The organism is Rhodococcus sp. AH-ZY2 (genome assembly GCF_030916465.1).
GTDB classification, from domain to species: Bacteria; Actinomycetota; Actinomycetes; order Mycobacteriales; family Mycobacteriaceae; genus Rhodococcus; species Rhodococcus ruber.
In genome coordinates, this window is record NZ_CP126458.1 from 5,368,119 (window position 1) to 5,384,639 (window position 16,521).

Here is a 16,521-nt window from a genome sequence, read left to right on the forward strand (position 1 = left end):
CGACCGCACCGCCGGTAGGGTTGCCGCATGCGGTTGCTCGTCACCGGCGGTGCCGGTTTCATCGGTGCGAACTTCGTGCATCGGACCGTCGCCGACCGCCCCGAGGCGCAGGTGACGGTGCTCGACAAGCTCACCTACGCCGGCAACCTCGCCTCCCTCGACCCGGTCGCCGAGCAGGTCCGCTTCGTCCGCGGCGACGTGGCCGACGCCGACCTGGTGGACGAGCTGGTGGCCGAGTCGGATCTGGTGGTGCACTTCGCCGCCGAATCGCACAACGACAACTCCCTGGCCGATCCGTCGCCGTTCGTGCAGACCAACCTGATGGGCACGTTCACCCTGCTCGAGGCGGTGCGCCGGCATGCGGTGCGCTACCACCACATCTCCACCGACGAGGTGTACGGCGATCTCGACCTCGACGATCCGGCGCGGTTCACCGAGGCCACCGCCTACAACCCGTCGAGCCCGTACTCCTCGACCAAGGCCGGCTCGGATCTGCTGGTGCGGGCGTGGGTGCGCTCGTTCGGGGTGGCGGCGACGATCTCGAACTGCTCGAACAACTACGGGCCGTACCAGCACGTGGAGAAGTTCATCCCGCGGCAGATCACCAACGTCCTCGACGGGGTGCGGCCCAGGCTGTACGGCACCGGGGCGAACGTGCGGGACTGGATCCACGTCGACGACCACAACCGGGCGGTGTGGACGATCATCGACAAGGGCGAGATCGGGCAGACCTACCTGATCGGCGCGGACGGGGAGACCGACAACCGCACCGTCGTCGAGACCGTCCTCGAGCTGTGCGGCAGGGACCGCACCGACTTCGACTTCGTCACCGACCGGCCCGGCCACGACCTGCGCTACGCGATCGACGCGACCCGGCTGCGCACCGAACTCGGCTGGCAGCCCCGCTACCGGGACTTCCGGGAGGGGCTGGCCGCGACGATCGAGTGGTACCGCACCCACGAGCACTGGTGGCGACCCCAGAAGGACGCCACCGAACAGGCCTACGCCCGATCCGGCGAGCGCACACTCGGCCGAGCCGACTGACCCATCGAGCGCCGGGTCGCCTCCAGCGTCGCGGCGATGCCGGCCGGCAGCGGCCGATGGCTGCGACGGTCCAGCTCCGGCCACACCACGGACCGTAACCGCAGGTCCCGGCCCTGCACCGACGCGAGCGGCGACGACGCCAGCACGACGTTGGGGCGACGGCGGAAGACGGTCCGGCAGGCGCCCAGGATCGCGCCGATCGTCACCGACCGGCCCGACGCGAAGATCTTGGTGCTCACCTGGCCCGGGTCGGTCTCCGCCCGGGCCAGGGCGTCGGCCACCATCTCGGCCGCGTCGGAGACGAACAGGTAGTCCCGCAGAGTGTCCATCGAGACGTAGATCGAGACCGGCGTCCCCGTGAGATACCCGCGGCACAGGTGGGAGACGAGACCCTGCGGTTTGGCGAGATTCTGGCCCGGCCCGTACAGGTTCGCGAAGCGCCCGATCACGGCGGTCGCGCCCGTCTCACGCGCGAAATCCGTGACGACGGTCTCGGCGGCCAGCTTGGCGTGTCCGTACAGACCGAGCGGGGCCGTGGGACTGTACTCGGAGTGCGGGGCGCCCGGCGCGGCCGCGTACACCCCGCCTGCCGACGACGCGTGGAACACCGTCCCCCGTTCGGCGCTGCCGCCGCCCGCGTGCGCGAGTCCGTCGAGCACGTCGCGCAGCAGGGCATTCTCGGCCGCGAAGGCCTCCGACGTCGTGCCGTTCACGCCGGCACCGGCACACCACGCGACCCGCCACGGCCCGCCCCCGGCGCCGCGGACGAACCGGTCCGCATCGGCCAGCAGCACGGTGCGGGCCTGTTCCGGCTCGTCCCACGGCACCACACTCGTCGTCACCGGGACGTCGCGGCGACGCAGCTCCCGGGTCACCCACGAACCGAGCAGCCCGCCGCTTCCGACGACCCACGTCGGCGCCGGCACGGTTACCCGCTCCGGAAGGATTCGAGGTCGGGATACCGCTGGGTGCGGCCCAGCGGGCCGGAGTCGGGATCGCTGACGATCAGGTACGGCGGTTTGCCCATCGCCGTCTTCACCGCCACCCCGACGTACTCGGCGATGACCCCGAGGGAGAACAGGACGGCACCGAATCCCAGCAGCAGGATGACCGTCGTCGAAGCCCAGCCCTGCACCGGGAAGCGGTTGCCGAGGAACAGGTAGGACACCAGCACCCACGCCGCCCACAGGAGACCGCCGACGGCCAGGACCACGCCCAGCAGGCTCACCATCCGCAGGCCCTTGGTGCCGCTCGACAGCACCATCCGCCAGAAGTGCGACAGCAGGGTGCGCAGCCGGTAGCCGGACGCCCGTCCCTGCTCCTCGCGCAGTGCGACCGGGCTGGTGCTCACCTTCCCCGCGATCCACCCCAGCGCGACGTCGAGATAGGCCTCCGAACCCGCGTAGGCGGCGAGGGACCGTCCCACCTCGCCCAGCACCAGGCGGAAGCTCTGGTAGTCGGGGCTGTCGGAGACGGACAGCACCCGGGCCAGGAACCATTTGGATCCCCTGGAGGCCACGTTCCGCAGCGCGCCGTGCGGTGCCGCGTTCGTCGGCTTCGCGTACACGACCGTCGCACCCTCGTCGAGCGCGGTGTCGAGCAGACCGCCGATGGCGGCCGGGTCGTGCTGGCCGTCCTCGTCGAGGGTGACGATCCACTCGCCGCCGCTCGACGCCATGCCCGCGAGCGTCGCCGGATGCTGGCCGAAGTTCCGGCTGAGCCACACCCCGGCGACGAACGGGTACTTCGCGGACAGTTCCCGGATGACGCGGGCCGAGTCGTCGGGGCCGTTGTCGTGGACGAGCAGAACCTCCTCGACCACCATGGGACGGCCGCCGGGGGTCAGGGTGACCTCGGTCCACGGAAGGATCTGCTCGAGCAGCTCACCCAGGGTGTGTTCGCCCTGGTAGACCGGTACGACGATCGACACGCGGTGTGGCGTGCCCGTCCCCGCCCCGTCGTCGCTGCTCACAAGTCGGGAGTGTATACGCCGGGCGGGGCTGTTTTCGGGTGCGGTCCGTGCCGATGTACGGTGACGCCGTCCACCGGCCCGCCCCGCGCCGGCCCCTTCGAGAACGGGATGAGCAGCAGTGACGAGGCCGAAACTCTCCGTCGTGATTCCGGCCTACAACAATGCGCCGTACATCGAGGCGACGGTCGAGTCCGTGCTCGGGCAGGACTTCGGGGATTTCGAACTGATCGTCGCCGACCACAGTTCCACCGACGGCACCGCCGACCTGCTCGGCAAGTACGCCGGCGACCGGCGCGTGACCCTGTTGTCGACCCCGGCGGGCGGTGGTGCGCCCCGGAACTGGCAGCGCGTGACGGCCGAGGCCACCGGCGAGTACGTCAAGCTGGTGTGCGGCGACGACCTGCTCTATCCGGGTGCCCTCGCCGCCCAGGTGGCGGCCCTGGATGCGCACCCGTCGGCGGTGGCGGTGGCGTCGCGGCGCGACATCCTCGACGCGCGCGGCACGAAGATGATCGGCGGCCGCGGGCTCCAGGGACTGTCGGGCCTGGTGCCGGGTGAGGAGGCGATCCGGCGCACCGTGCGGCTGGGCACCAACGTCTTCGGTGAGCCGATGTGCGTGACGATGCGGCGCGACGCTCTCGAACGGGCCGGCGGATGGGACGGTCGCTTCCCCTACCTCATCGACATGGCCTCCTACACGAAGGTGCTGTTCCACGGCGATCTGTATGCCCTCCGGCAGGTCGTCGGCGGGTTCCGCGTCAGTGCCGGTCAGTGGAGCGTGGCGCTCGTCGCCGAGCAGGCCCGGCAGGCGAAGGCCTACCACCGGTGGGTGGCCGGACAACTGCCCGGCGGGCTCCGGGCGGCCGATGTGTGGCAGGGAAATCGTCGCGCCGAACTCGCCGCGCTTCAGCGGCGGGTGTTCTACACCGTCTTCCGGTCGCGGCTCAGCCCCCCGTAGTTACAGCGGACCGTAGTGTCAGTCGACCGTGTCAGTCGACCGTGGTCTCAGCCCACCGTGGCGGGCGCCACGGGCAGCGCGGTCTCGTCCGGATGTTCCCGCCGGGTCTTCCGCCGGTCTCGCAGGTACAGCAGTTGCATGGTCGCGGCACCGACGAGACCGAGGCCCAGTCCGGCGAATCCGGCCCCCTGTCCCGGCGGGGTCCAGCTCACGACGAGTTCCCCCGCGTCGGTGCCGGCGGGGATGTCCACCGCGAGGAACATCTCGTCCACCGACCGCGGATCCAGCGGCCGGCCGTCCAGCGTGACCGCGTAGCCGGGCCAGTTCAGCCGGGCGAAGACGACGCGTCCGCCGTCCGCCGAATCGACGCGGACCCGGCTCGTCGCGTAGTCCTCGGCCACCGTGGTCGCGGTGACTCCCTCGGTGAAGGAGATGCGTCCGTTCCCGCCGCTGACCGGTCCGCCGATCCGTTCGAGGATCACCGCGTCCACGGCGTCCGCGGACCCGGGCGGCGACTGCACCCACCGCCAGCCGGGCGGCGCCGGCTCCGAGCCGGCGTCCGGATACTGCCGGCGCTGCAGCACGACCCGATCCACGAGCATCAGGTCCACGTACGTGCGATCGGTACTCGGCTCGGTGGCGAAGGCAGCGGCGAACGCGTCCGCACAGCTCGAACCGTCGTGCCGCATGCACAGGTGGAAGGCGAACTCCTCGAAGCCGATGGGGGTGTAGGCGTTGACGTAGGTCTCGTCGAGGGACTTGGCGAAGTTGCCGAACACCAGGGAGCGGTAGACGCCCTCCGGGTTCGCCGTCCACGGCAGCACCAGTTCGCGGTCGGCGAGTTGCAGCGTGGTGCCCGGCCGGTCCGGGAAGTTCGCCTTCGCGACCGACTGCCGGGCGGGCAGATCCCACGCGAGCGGATGCGGTGTCGTCGACGCCACCTGGAAGTACACGACGGGCAGTGCCGAGAGCAGCAGGAGCGTCGCGACCGTCCGCTCACCGGCGCGGAGCGCGGCCCACAGGACGACGGCCCCGACGAGGAGGACGGCACCCGCCCACAGCAGGTGACGATTCATGAACTCGGGGGACGAGGATCCGGAACGCAGCGTCATCAACAGCACGAGTGTGGCCGCCGCGCCCGCGCGGACCCGGATCCCGCGGAGTGTGCCGTGGCGGCTGAGCAGCACGCACACCACCACGAGCGTCGCGAGAGCGAACATCGGCAGCAGCCGCGCCGGCCAGCGCAGCGGCCCCATCACGCTGGGTCCCGCGGTCGCCATCAGCATGGCGACGAGGAAGATCAGCGCGCCTGCCAGGCTGCGCACGGACCGGTTCACGGTCTTCCAGTCCACGAAGGCGAGAGCCGGGACGACGAACCAGGCGATGTAGGTGACGGGGAACGGCTGCACCTCCCCGAACCAGGCTTCGATGCCCGGCAGTGCCGAGGGGATGCCGGAATTGAGGGTGTCCGACCAGGGGGCCGCGAGGAAGTTGTCGTTCTGGAAACCCTGATCGGAGCGCCACGTGACGGAGCTGGACAGCACCCCGGGCAGATAGGTGATCAGCCCGCCCGCGGCGGCACAGACTGCGACGACCGCCAGTCGCAGCGACGGCCGCCACGAGTTCCGATGGATCCGTTCGCCGATCATGAGGCAGCCGGTGAGGATCCCGGCCACCAGGGCGGGAAAGACGTAGCCGACGCTGATCGCGAGGTACAGGAACACGAACGCCGGCAGGGGGCCGGAGCGGCCGCGCAGGTAGCGCAGTGAACTCGCCCACGCCTGGGCCACCCAGGCGGATCCGGTGAGGGCCGTGACCCAGGTGGCCTGGTCGTAGAAGAGCGCGAACCCGGTGAAGGGGACCGCGGCGCCGGCCACCGCCGCCCACGGGGCGCGAGCACCGTACTCCAGGCAGATCCGGTACACCCCCAGCGCCAGCACGACGGTGAACGCCCACTTCACGCCCGTCGCGAGCAGCACCATGTTGTCGACCGAGGGTGCGATCAGGTTGACGAGCAGCTGCGGCGGATTCCAGAGGCCGCCCTGTCCCTCGACCGGGTAGTTCCCGGCCATCCACTGTTCGGGCACGAGACTCGGCAGCTGTCCCGTCCGCAGGATCCGGCCGAGGAAGAGCCAGTTCGGCACCGCACCGGATTCGGTGTCGTCGGTGTAGAACCACCGATCGTCGGCCGTCAGGATCACCAGGTAGGTGAGCGTCACCGTCGCCGCCACCACCGTGCCCCAGAGCCAGCGCTGCCGCCGCGTCGCGGGCTCGACGGCGGACGTCACATGTGCTCCAGAGGTCGGGAGGGGGCTGGCAGAGGCCAAGGATAACGGGGGTGTGCCCGGGACCGGCCGGGCGGGCGCACAGCGGATCCGCGGCAAGGTCGGCCGGTCCGCGGCCCGTTGGTAGCCTGGGACGAGTTGTGTCCTGGGGGGCAGCAAGGTTCCGAAAGGTGTTTCGACGGATGGACAAGGCCGAATTCGCTGCGATCGAACCGACGGGAGGGGTCGGCACCGCGGCCGACGGTTCGTCCGTCCCGGAGCGCCCTGCAGCCCGGCAGACCGCGCAGCGCGCGCTGTTCGCGGGACCGTCTCCGCTGGTCAGTGACGACATGTACGTCACCGTCAAGGGGACTGTGGACCGGGAGCGGACCCGGGTGCGCCTCGGCCGCCGGAGCCGTATCGAAACGGACACCTACTTCGGCAGGTTCCCCGCCAGCTACTGGCAGCGCTGGACCGCGGTCACCGAGGTCGCGTTCGTCGCCGAGGTCGACGGAGACGGCCGCCTCGAGTTGGTCGCCACCGACGCCCGCGGCCGGCGACGGATCGTCGCCACGACAACCGTGTCGTCCCACGGCACGCCCACGTCGGTGACGGTGTCCACGCCCATCGACCGGTTCGTCGACGGCGGTGCCCTGTTCGCGCGGATCTCGACCGGCTCCGGCGAGCTGACCGTCGCGAACGCCCGGTGGACGGTGCCGGCTCCGGAGACGCTGCGGCCTGCGGCAGTGGTCATCTGCACCTTCAACCGCGCCGACGACTGCGCGGCGACGCTGGCCGCGATGGCGGACGACCCGATCGCGCTGGCCGACGTGCAGTCGGTGTACGTGATCGATCAGGGCAACGACCGCGTCGAGACCCGGGAGGAGTTCCGGCGCGTCGCATCCGAGCTCGGCGACAAGCTCGTCTACATCACGCAGCCCAACCTGGGCGGCGCCGGCGGATTCACCCGCGGTCTGTACGAGGTCACCGGGTCGGCGCGGAATCCCGGCGCCAACATCGTCTTCATGGACGACGACGTCCTGTGCGAACCGGAGGCCGTGGTCCGGCTCAACATGTTCGCGAACTGCACCGTCGAGCCCGCCATCGTCGGCGCGCAGATGCTCTACCTGCTGCACCCCGACCGGGTCCACGTCGGCGCCGAGGTCGCCGACCTGCAGCGTCTCCAGGCCGGCCTCGAGGTGAAGAACGCGCTCGCGGACAAGAGCACGCTGAAGAAGCAGCAGGACATCCGGGTCGACGCCGGCTACAACGGATGGTGGTCCTGCCTGATCCCGTCCGAGGTCGTCGACAAGGTCGGCTACCCGCTGCCCCTGTTCTTCCAGTGGGACGACATCGAGTACGGCTACCGCTCGCGGGCGAACGGCGTCGCGACCGTCACGCTACCCGGCGCCGCGGTGTGGCACGCGGACTTCGCGTGGAAGGACTGGGACGAGTGGCATCGCTACTTCAACCTCCGCAACGCCATGATCACCGCCGCACTGCACACCGAACTCGACGGCAAGGCACTCGCCAAGCAGTTGCGGACGGACCTGTTCCGCTACCTCGTCTCGATGCAGTACGGCATGGCGTTCACCCTGATCAAGGCCGTCGAGGACTTCCTGCGCGGACCCGAATTCCTGCACGACGGCGGCATGGAGGCCGCGGCCGCCATCCGGCGTGAGCGCGCGGAATACGGGGAGACCATCCGCCACAACGCGAACAACGTGCCGGGTCTGCGTCCGGCCGACATGTTCATCACCCCGGCCGGCCCGCACCCGCGCAAGAGCCTCGAGTGGGCGGTGCTGGCCAAACGCGCCCTCAACCAGTGGCGGGGCCGCCTCCCCGCCCATCCGGTCGCGGTCCCGTCGTCGGACGCGCACTGGTGGCACGTCTCGCTGTTCTCGCATGCCGTCGTCACCGACGCCTCCCAGGAGGGCGTCCGCGTGCGCAGGCGGGACAAGAAGCGGGCCGTCGCGCTGCTCCGGCGCGGTATGCGTGCGCTGCAGGCCCTGAAGCAGGAAACCCCCGCGGTGTCCCTGCGGTACCGCGAGGCCGCGCCGCAGCTGACCAGCCGGGAGAATTGGGCCCGCCTGTACGGGCGATAGCGGATGGCCGATCGGACCACGGCGTGCGCGCGGGATGCCGTCCTCGTCGCACTGCTGGGTTCGATCGTCGCAGCGTGGGGGTCGTGGCGGCCCTCCTTCTGGTACGACGAGCTGGCCACCCTCTCGGTGGCCCAGCGCTCCCGCGCCGACCTGGACCGAGTGCTCGGCAACGTCGACGTCGTCCACGGCCTGTACTACGTGGCGATGCGGTACTGGTTCGCCGTCTTCGGGGCCTCGGAGTTCTCGGCGCGGGTGCCGAGCATCCTGGCCGTGGGTGCCGCGGCCGGCGGCGTGGTGGTGCTGGCGTGCATGCTCGCGGACCGGCGTCTCGGCGTGCTCGCGGGTGTCGTCTTCCTGCTGCTGCCCCGTGTGACGTGGGCTGCGGTCGAGGCCCGCAGCTACGCCCCGTCCGCGGCCGTCGCCGTGTGGCTGACCGTGCTGCTGCTCGTGGCGTGCGAGTCGGGCCGGCTCCGATGGTGGCTGCTGTACGCCGCCGTGCTCGCGCTGTCGGTGGTGCTGTTCCTGTACACGATTGCGCTGGTGCCGGCGCACCTGATCACCCTGGCGTGGCGGGGTGACCTGCGGCGCCGCGGACCGGCGTGGGCGGCGGCGGTGGTGGCGGGCTCGGCGGCGGCGAGCCCGCTCGTGCTCGAGGCGTTCGCCCAGGCGGGGCAGACGTCGTGGATTCGGCCCCTCGACCGGAATCTGCCGCGGATCGTGTGGGAGTATCAGTGGTTCGTGGGCGCCCCCTGGTTCGCGGCGGCGTTCACGGTGTTGCTCGTCGCGGGAACCGTCGCGGCGGTGCGGCGACGCACGCCGGTGCGGCGACACGGCGTTCTCGCGGTGGCCGTTCCGTGGATCGTGCTGCCGATGGCGATGCTCGTGACGTACTCGCTCGTCGCGACCCCGGTCTACCTGGACCGGTACCTGACCTTCACGACGCCCGCGGTCGCGCTGGTCGGTGCGGCCGCCGTCGCGGCGGTGGCCGTGCGGACGTGGGCGACGGTCGGTGTCACCGGTGCACTGGTGCTGCTGACCGTGCCGTCCTTCGTCGCACAGCGCTCCGCATGGTCCGACCCCAGCGGCATGGATTTCAGCACGGTCAACCACGATGTCGCCGACCGGCTCGAGCCCGGTGACTGTGTGCTGTTCGGTGGAGCCGCGTGGAACCCGGCGTCGCAGCGGCTGGTGATCACGGCCCGGCCGGAGACCTTCGCGGGCACCCGTGATCCGGGGCTGGGACGGACCGCAGCCGCCGAGGGCTGGCTGTGGGACGAGAACCTCCCGTTCCAGGCGGTCGCGGGGCAGCTGTCCACGTGCGACGTGGTGTGGTTCTTCGCCGACGCCGAGCGGACGGTCGAACAGCGGATCTACCACACGTCGAATCAGTGGTGGACGCTCCCACCGCACCGGTTCGAGACGACCCCGGAGTACGCCGGGCTCGTGGAAGCCGGTTTCCGGATCGACGAGCGCCGACAGTACAACGTCAGTCAGGCGATCCGTTTCGTGCGCTGAGAGTCACCGCAGCTGCACGACGACCTGCTCGTTGTCGGCCGTGTAGGCGAGGTACTCGAACGCGACGCCGGTGCGCGCGACGAACTCGGTCCACGCCCGGTACTCGTGCTGCTGCCAGCCGGGATAGTTGAAGAACTCGTCGAACACCAGCACGCTGCCGGGCACCAGGCGGTCTTCGAGCAGGTCGAGCACCGTCGTGGTGGACGAGTACAGGTCGGCGTCGAGATGGACGAACGCGACGTCGCCGGGATGCGCGGCGAGGAAGCCGGGCAGGGTGTCGGCGAACAGACCGGGCACCAGCTCGGCGCCGGGCACCTCCGGCGGGGCGTCCTGCGCGAACTCCCCGGCCGGGAATCCGCTGCGCCACGTCTCCGGCAGCCCGGTGAAGACGTCGAACCCGAACACCGGGTGCTTCGCGCCCAGCACATCGGCGACGATCCGCAAGGTGGTGCCCGACGCGACGCCGAACTCGAGTGCCAGGCCGGGCCGGGACACCCGGTCGAGCGCGAACCGCAGGGTGTCGTGCGGGGTGTCGAGGACGGCGGCGGTGGGCATGTTCGCGACGGCGAACGCCGCTGCGGTGTCGGTGGCGGCGTGGTCCATCGCGTAGCGCAGGTCGCGGCGCTGCCGGTGCTCGAGGTCGGCGACGCGTTCCCGCAGCAGGCCCACCTCGGACCGGGTCCGCGCGAGTTCTGCCAGCACCTGCCGCAACTCCGCGGTGGTCGCGGTCAGTTCGGCCAGCACACGGTCGTGGTGGTTCTCCTGCAGCTCGCGGGCGCGTCGCGCCGAGAGGTCGACGACCTCGGCGACGGCCCGCTGCAGCTTGCCCCGGGTCATCGCCCGCCACCGACCCAGCATCGCGCCCTCCCGTGCCGCCCGAGATCTTGCCCCGAACCTAGACAGCGCGAGAACCGGGCGCAATCGCGCCTTCCCACCGGCCGAATGTCACATTGCGTCGGTTCCATCGACGCAATGTGACATTCGGCCCCTCACGCGGGCCGGTCGAACCGCTCCTGCCGCCCCAGCTTGCGCAGCCGCACCCACTCGCGCAGCCCGGCAGGGTCACGACGGGTGACGAGGAAGTACCAGCCGAACCGCACCCACTCCTGCGGCAGCAACCGGCGCAGGCCGGGCTGGGAGAGCAGGTAGCCGCGGTTGCGGTAGGTGAAGAACCGCTTGGTGTCGTTGTCCGGGTACTGGGTGTGCATCCGGCCGCCGAGGATCGGCTTGAACTCGTCGGCGCCGTTGGGGTGCAGGTAGGCGGTGCGCAGGCAGGTGCCGAACGGCAGACCCGAGCGGACCAGGCGACGGTGCACCTCCACCTCGTCGCCCCGCACGAACAGCCGCAGGTCCGGCACGCCCACCGCGTCGATCGCGGCGGCGGTGAACAGGGCGCCGTTGAACAGCGACGCGATGCCCGGCAGCAGATCATCGGTTTCGACGTCGCCGAGTTCGCTGCGGTGACGCCGCCACGCCACGCCCCGGCGCAACGGGAACGCGAGACGGTCGGAGTCGTCGATGTCGCACACCACCGGCGACACCTCCGCCAGGCCGTGCCGCTGCGCGCAGTCGAGCAGTGTCGCGAGGACGTCGGGGCCCTCGGGACGGCCGTCGTCGTCGGCCAGCCACACCCGGTCCGCGCCGAGCGACAGCGCGTACAGCATCCCCAGCGCGAAGCCGCCGGCGCCGCCGAGGTTGTGCTTGGACCCGAGGTAGCTGGTCGGCAGCGGGCAGGACTCGACGAGCTCACGCACCGCCGCCTCGTCGGCGTTGTCGACGACGACGAGGTGATCGAGCGGCCGCGTCTGGGTGGACAGCACCTTCAGCGACTGCGCGAGCTGCTCACGCCGCCGGTGGGTGACCACCACCCCGACGATGCGTTCGCTCACGCCGAGCGCTCCTGCCGCATTCCCTGCTCGCGTTCCATCTCGGCGACCACGTGCCGCACGTGCTCGGCCGCGTCGTCGCCCTCGTAGGCGCGCACGATGTCCTCGATACCACCTTCCATGCGGATCCGACCGTGGTCGATCCACAGGGCCCGGTCGCACAGCTGCGCGAGGAACTCGTTGGAGTGGCTGGCGAAGACGAGGATGCCGGAGCGTTCGACGAGTTTCTGCAGCCGTATCCGGGCCTTCTTCATGAACTCGGCGTCCACGGCACCGATACCCTCGTCGAGCAGCAGGATCTCGGGGTCGATGCTGGTGACCACGCCCATCGCGACGCGCACCCGCATGCCGGTCGAGTAGGTGCGCAGCGGCATGTTCAGGTACTCGCCGAGCTCGGTGAACTCGGCGATCTCGTCCATCTTCGCGAGCATCTGCTTGCGGGTTTGCCCGAGGAACAGCCCGCGAATGATGATGTTCTCGTAGCCGGAGATCTCCGGGTCCATGCCGACGCCCAGGTCGAACACGGGCGCGACCCGACCACGGATGCGGGCGCTGCCGCGAGTGGGTTCGTAGATGCCCGACAGCAGCCGCAGCAGCGTGGACTTGCCGGCACCGTTGTGGCCGACGAGGCCGATGCGGTCGCCTTCCTTCAGCGATATGGTGATGTCGCGCAGCGCCTCCACCACCACCACGTCGGAGGTGTTGCGGCCGATCGAGCCGCCCGCCTTGCCGAGGAACGCCTTCTTCAGCGACCGGGTCTTCGCGTCGAAGATCGGGAAGTCGACGCACGCTCCGCGCGTCTCGATGCTCACATGTTCGGTCATATCGACGGCCCCTCAGACCCAGTAGGGCACGCGTGCCCGGTACTTACGCAGTGCCAGCAGCGCCAGTGCCCAGCCGACCACGGTGATCGCCAGCACGATGTACCAGTGGTAGGCCTGCTGATCCTGGCCGATCATCGGCGCCCGGATGATGTCGAGATAGTGGAACAGCGGGTTGATCTCGGCCAGCTTGACGCGCTTGGCGGCCTCCCCGCCCTGCGCTTCGAGGCTCTGCGTGGTCCACATGATCGGGGTGAGGACGAACAGCAGCAGCGTGAGGCTGGACAGGATCGGCGCGATGTCGCGGTAGCGGGTGGCGAAGATGCCGAACACGATCGACACCCACACGGCATTGAGCACGATCAGGACCAGCGCCGGAATCGCTGCGAGCGACGTCCACGTCAGGTCCCGCCACACCCCGAAGGCGACGACCATGATCACGTAGATCACCAGGTTGTGGGCGAAGAACAGCAACTGCCGCCACACGAGCCGGTAGATGTGCACGCTCAGCGCCGACGGCAACTGTTTGATCAGGCCCTCGTTGGCGATGAACACCTCCGAGCCCTCCAGGATGGAGGCGCTGATCATGTTCCACACGATCAGCCCGACCGTGACGTACGGCAGGAACTCGTCGAGCGGAATATCCAGCAGCGCGGCATACAGGATGCCGATGGCGGTGGCCTGGACACCGGTGGCGATCGTGATCCAGAACGGGCCGATCACCGAGCGCCGGTAGCGCTGCTTGATGTCCTGCCAGGCCAGGCTGAGCCACAGCTCGCGCTGGGCGAAGCCGTCGCGCAGATCCTTCAGGCCGCGCCGGAAGGTCTGCGAATCCGACACCACCGGGGAGTCCGCGGCGGTGGGCTCGGGATCGAGGGCAGAAGCTGACACGAGGTTCGAGCCTACCGGGGATCGGGTCCGGGCCGGCGTTACAGGTACTGCCCGGTACCGGGTGCACCCGGACCGGGGCCGTGCCGCTCGTCGGGACGCGGTCCGCCCCCGAGCATGCCGGGCGGCAGTGCACCCTGACGCATCTGCTCGAGCTGCGCCCGCGCCGCCATCTGCTGCGCGAACAGCGCCGTCTGGATCCCGTGGAACAAGCCTTCGAGCCATCCGACGAGCTGAGCGTGCGCGATCCGCAACTCCGCGTCGGAGGGCACCTCGTCCTGACCGAACGGCAGCGCGAGCCGTTCGAGCTCCTCGCGCAGCTCCGGCGCCAGGCCCTCGCCGAGTTCCTGGATGGAGGACTGGTGGATCTCCCGCAGACGGGCACGGCTCGCATCGTCGAGCGGCGCGGCGCGGACCTCCTCGAGCAGCTGCTTGATCATCGTGCCGATCCGCATGACCTTCGCCGGCTGCTCGACCATGTCGGCGAGCGACTCGCCGTCGTCCGGCTTCTCCTGAGGCTCTGCGGGCGACTCTCGCGGATCACCGGAGGCGGTCCCGTCGCGCGGGACCGGGACGGGTCGGCCGTCGGGCCCGATCACGAGGACGTGCTCATTCTCCGAATGCGTCATGGTTCCATCTTGTCCTCTCGCCGCTGCCCCTGCCGAGTCAGGTTCCCGATACGAGAGGTTTCGCCCCACATTCCGCCCGTCGACGTGCACCTGCGGAGGGCAGGCAGGACCGACGTGGACGACATCCGATTGACACCGGGATTTAGAGTGTCACGCATGGCTTACGACGTTGCCCGGATCCGGGGGTTGATTCCCTCGCTCGGCGACGGTTGGATCCATCTCGATCCCCAGGCCGGAATGCAGATTCCCGACGCGGTCTCCCGAGCGGTGTCGACGGCATTCCGCAACGCCGCGGCGTCCCCGGCGGGCCGGCACACCTCGAACCGCCGGAGCGCGTCGCTGCTGCAGGCGGCGCGGGTCGCCGTGGCCGATCTCGTCGGCGGGGACCCGGCCGGTGTGGTGCTCGGACCGGATCGGGCGGTCCTGCTGGCCTGGCTCGCGGAGTCGCTCAGCTCCCGGCTCGGGCTCGGCACCGGGCTCGTGCTGTCCCGGCTGGACGACGAGGCGAACGTGGCGCCGTGGTTGCGCGTCGCGAGCCGGTACGGCGCGCAGGTGCGGTGGGCCGAGGTCGAGATCGAGACGTGCGAGCTGCCGAGCTGGCAGTTCGAGGAACTGATCACCCCGACGACGCGGCTCGTCGCGCTGACCGCGGCATCGTCGCTGGTGGGGTCCGCGCCGGACGTGCGCGTCGCCGCCGACCGGGTCCACGAGGTCGGGGGACTCATGGTGGTCGACGCGGCGGGGGCCGCGCCCTACGCGCACGTCGACATCCACGAGCTCGGCGCCGACGTGCTCGCCCTCGACGCCTCCGCCTGGGGAGGACCGCAGGTCGGCGCCCTGGTGTTCCGTGACCCGGCGCAGCTCGACCGGATCCCCGCGGTCTCCCTGGATCCGCACGCCCGCGGTCCGGAGCGGCTCGAAGTCGGCGGCCACCAGTTCGCGATGCTCGCCGGGCTCGTCACGTCCGTCGACTTCCTCGCGGCCCTCGACGACGAGGCGACGGGTACGCGGCGGGAGCGCCTCGAGACGTCGATCAGCTCGCTCCAGGGCTACCAGGACCAGCTCTTCGAGCGGCTGATGCGCCTGCTGGACAACCTGCCCGACGTGATGGTGATCGGTCGTGCGTCGAGCCGGGTCCCGACGTTGAGCTTCACCGTCGCGGGGGTGCCGGCCGAGAAGATCGCCGCGCATCTCGCCGACCGTCGCATCGCGTCCGTCGCGGTCAGCCGCGGCACGAGTCGTTTGCTCGACTCGCTCGGCGTCAGCGACGAGGGCGGCGCGGTGACCGTCGGACTGGCCCCGTACACCACCCGCTACGAGCTCGACCAGCTCGTGCGCGAACTGCGCAACCTCACCGCCCCCTGATCCGGCGGACCGGGATCAGTGCCGGTCGATCCGCAGCACGACCTTGCCGACGGTATCGGGGGAATCCAGCATCTCGTGGGCCCGCCCGGCCTCGGTGATCGGCACCTCTGCGTGGACGACGGGCCGGACGCGGGCCTCGGCGATCAAGGGCCACACGTGCTCACGGACCTCCGCGACGATCGTGCTCTTGCCGGAGCGGCCGGTCTCCGGTCGCCCCCGCAGACCCGTGGCGAGGACGTGCCCCCGCTTGGCGAGCAGCTTGCCGAGATTGAGTTCGCCCTTCGCGCCGCCCTGCATGCCGATCACCACGAGCCGGCCGTCGGGGGCGAGCACGTCGACGTTGCGGGACAGGTAGGCCGCGCCCATGTTGTCGAGCACCACGTCGGCGCCGCCGAACGCATTCCGGACCTCGGCGACGAAGTCCTGCGTGCGGTAGTCGATCGCCAGGTCGGCGCCGAGTTCACGGCAGTAGTCGAGCTTGCCGGCCGAGGCGGTCACCGCGACCTTCGCGCCCAGCGCCTTGCCGACCTGGACGGCGTGGGTGCCGATGCCGCCACCGCCGCCGTGCACGAGGAGCACCTCGCCGCGGCGCAGTCCCGCCGCCATCACCACGTTGGACCACACGGTGCAGGCCACCTCGGGCAGCGACGCGGCCACCGCGAGATCCACCCCCTCGGGTACGGGCAGGACCTGTCCGGCGGGGACGACGACCTGCTCGGCGTAGCCGCCGCCGGAGAGCAGCGCGCACACCCGGTCGCCGATCGACCAGCCGCTCACGCCCTCGCCGAGCTCGGCGATCACTCCGGAGCATTCGAGGCCCAGGATGTCGCTGGATCCGGGCGGCGGCGGGTACAGGCCGCGCCGCTGCAGCAGATCGGCCCGGTTGACGGCCGTCGCGGCCACGTCGATCAGGACCTGTCCGGGACCGGGCGTGGGGTCGGGCTGTTCGGCCCACTGCATGGCCTCGGGGCCGCCGGGTTCGGTGATCGTGATTGCGCGCATGGGTTCGACGCTATCGCGACACGCCGACGCAGGGGCGACACGCAGCGAACTGACCAGTGAGTAACACCGGTG

General features: G+C 70.6%; 14 protein-coding genes. 5 read left to right on the plus strand and 9 right to left on the minus strand.

Annotation, left to right across the window (positions count from 1 at the left end; genetic code table 11):
* Positions 1–27 precede the first annotated feature (27 nt).
* Positions 28–1,044 carry a dTDP-glucose 4,6-dehydratase gene (rfbB, locus tag QNA09_RS25655; RefSeq protein ID WP_010596167.1) on the plus strand — a complete coding sequence of 339 codons (1,017 nt, stop codon included), beginning with the start codon at positions 28–30 and terminating at the stop codon, positions 1,042–1,044.
* Here rfbB and QNA09_RS25660 read toward each other — a convergent pair.
* A complete protein-coding gene (locus QNA09_RS25660) occupies positions 1,002–1,970 on the minus strand; it encodes an NAD(P)-dependent oxidoreductase (protein WP_040270473.1) in 969 nt (322 codons plus the stop codon). The genes rfbB and QNA09_RS25660 overlap by 43 nt on opposite strands.
* A 2-nt stretch (positions 1,971–1,972) precedes the next feature.
* Positions 1,973–2,974, minus strand: a complete 1,002-nt coding sequence (locus tag QNA09_RS25665) for a glycosyltransferase (RefSeq protein ID WP_010596165.1) — start codon at positions 2,972–2,974, stop codon at positions 1,973–1,975.
* A gap of 160 nt (positions 2,975–3,134) precedes the next feature.
* On the opposite strand from QNA09_RS25665, the gene QNA09_RS25670 reads away from it, so the two are divergent.
* Positions 3,135–3,974 carry a glycosyltransferase family 2 protein gene (locus QNA09_RS25670; RefSeq protein ID WP_010596164.1) on the plus strand — a complete coding sequence of 280 codons (840 nt, stop codon included), beginning with the start codon at positions 3,135–3,137 and terminating at the stop codon, positions 3,972–3,974.
* 47 nt (positions 3,975–4,021) lie between these two features.
* On the opposite strand, the gene QNA09_RS25675 is transcribed toward QNA09_RS25670, so the two are convergent.
* The gene (locus QNA09_RS25675) at positions 4,022–6,262 is read right to left on the minus strand and encodes a hypothetical protein (RefSeq protein WP_119699321.1); all 2,241 of its coding nucleotides are present in this window, start codon (positions 6,260–6,262) and stop codon (positions 4,022–4,024) included.
* Positions 6,263–6,441: 179 nt separating this feature from the next.
* On the opposite strand from QNA09_RS25675, the gene QNA09_RS25680 reads away from it, so the two are divergent.
* Positions 6,442–8,343, plus strand: coding sequence for a glycosyltransferase (locus QNA09_RS25680; RefSeq protein ID WP_040270478.1), 1,902 nt, complete (start codon positions 6,442–6,444; stop codon positions 8,341–8,343).
* 3 nt (positions 8,344–8,346) lie between these two features.
* Positions 8,347–9,858, plus strand: coding sequence for a glycosyltransferase family 39 protein (locus QNA09_RS25685; RefSeq protein ID WP_010596160.1), 1,512 nt, complete (start codon positions 8,347–8,349; stop codon positions 9,856–9,858).
* Positions 9,859–9,861: 3 nt separating this feature from the next.
* Here the strand turns inward: QNA09_RS25685 and QNA09_RS25690 are convergent, their stop codons facing one another.
* The 5 genes from QNA09_RS25690 to QNA09_RS25710 form a co-directional block, all read right to left on the minus strand.
* The gene (locus tag QNA09_RS25690; protein ID WP_010596159.1) at positions 9,862–10,716 is read right to left on the minus strand and encodes a TylF/MycF/NovP-related O-methyltransferase; all 855 of its coding nucleotides are present in this window, start codon (positions 10,714–10,716) and stop codon (positions 9,862–9,864) included.
* Positions 10,717–10,847: 131 nt separating this feature from the next.
* Positions 10,848–11,747: a glycosyltransferase gene (locus QNA09_RS25695; RefSeq protein WP_119699322.1), complete on the minus strand. Its 900-nt coding sequence runs from the start codon at positions 11,745–11,747 to the stop codon at positions 10,848–10,850.
* Positions 11,744–12,568: an ABC transporter ATP-binding protein gene (locus QNA09_RS25700; protein WP_119699323.1), complete on the minus strand. Its 825-nt coding sequence runs from the start codon at positions 12,566–12,568 to the stop codon at positions 11,744–11,746. Before QNA09_RS25700 ends, QNA09_RS25695 begins: the two co-directional genes overlap by 4 nt.
* Positions 12,569–12,580: 12 nt before the next feature.
* Positions 12,581–13,456, minus strand: coding sequence for an ABC transporter permease (locus QNA09_RS25705; RefSeq protein WP_026138070.1), 876 nt, complete (start codon positions 13,454–13,456; stop codon positions 12,581–12,583).
* 38 nt (positions 13,457–13,494) lie between these two features.
* Entirely contained in the window at positions 13,495–14,082 is a 588-nt protein-coding gene (locus tag QNA09_RS25710; protein WP_010596155.1) for a bacterial proteasome activator family protein, read from the minus strand.
* 156 nt (positions 14,083–14,238) lie between these two features.
* Between QNA09_RS25710 and QNA09_RS25715 the strand changes: the two genes are divergently transcribed.
* On the plus strand, positions 14,239–15,447 hold the full coding sequence (locus tag QNA09_RS25715; RefSeq protein WP_017682062.1) for a cysteine desulfurase-like protein: 1,209 nt from the start codon (positions 14,239–14,241) through the stop codon (positions 15,445–15,447).
* 15 nt (positions 15,448–15,462) lie between these two features.
* On the opposite strand, the gene QNA09_RS25720 is transcribed toward QNA09_RS25715, so the two are convergent.
* The gene (locus tag QNA09_RS25720) at positions 15,463–16,449 is read right to left on the minus strand and encodes an NAD(P)H-quinone oxidoreductase (protein WP_010596153.1); all 987 of its coding nucleotides are present in this window, start codon (positions 16,447–16,449) and stop codon (positions 15,463–15,465) included.
* Between the last annotated feature and the right edge of the window lie 72 nt (positions 16,450–16,521).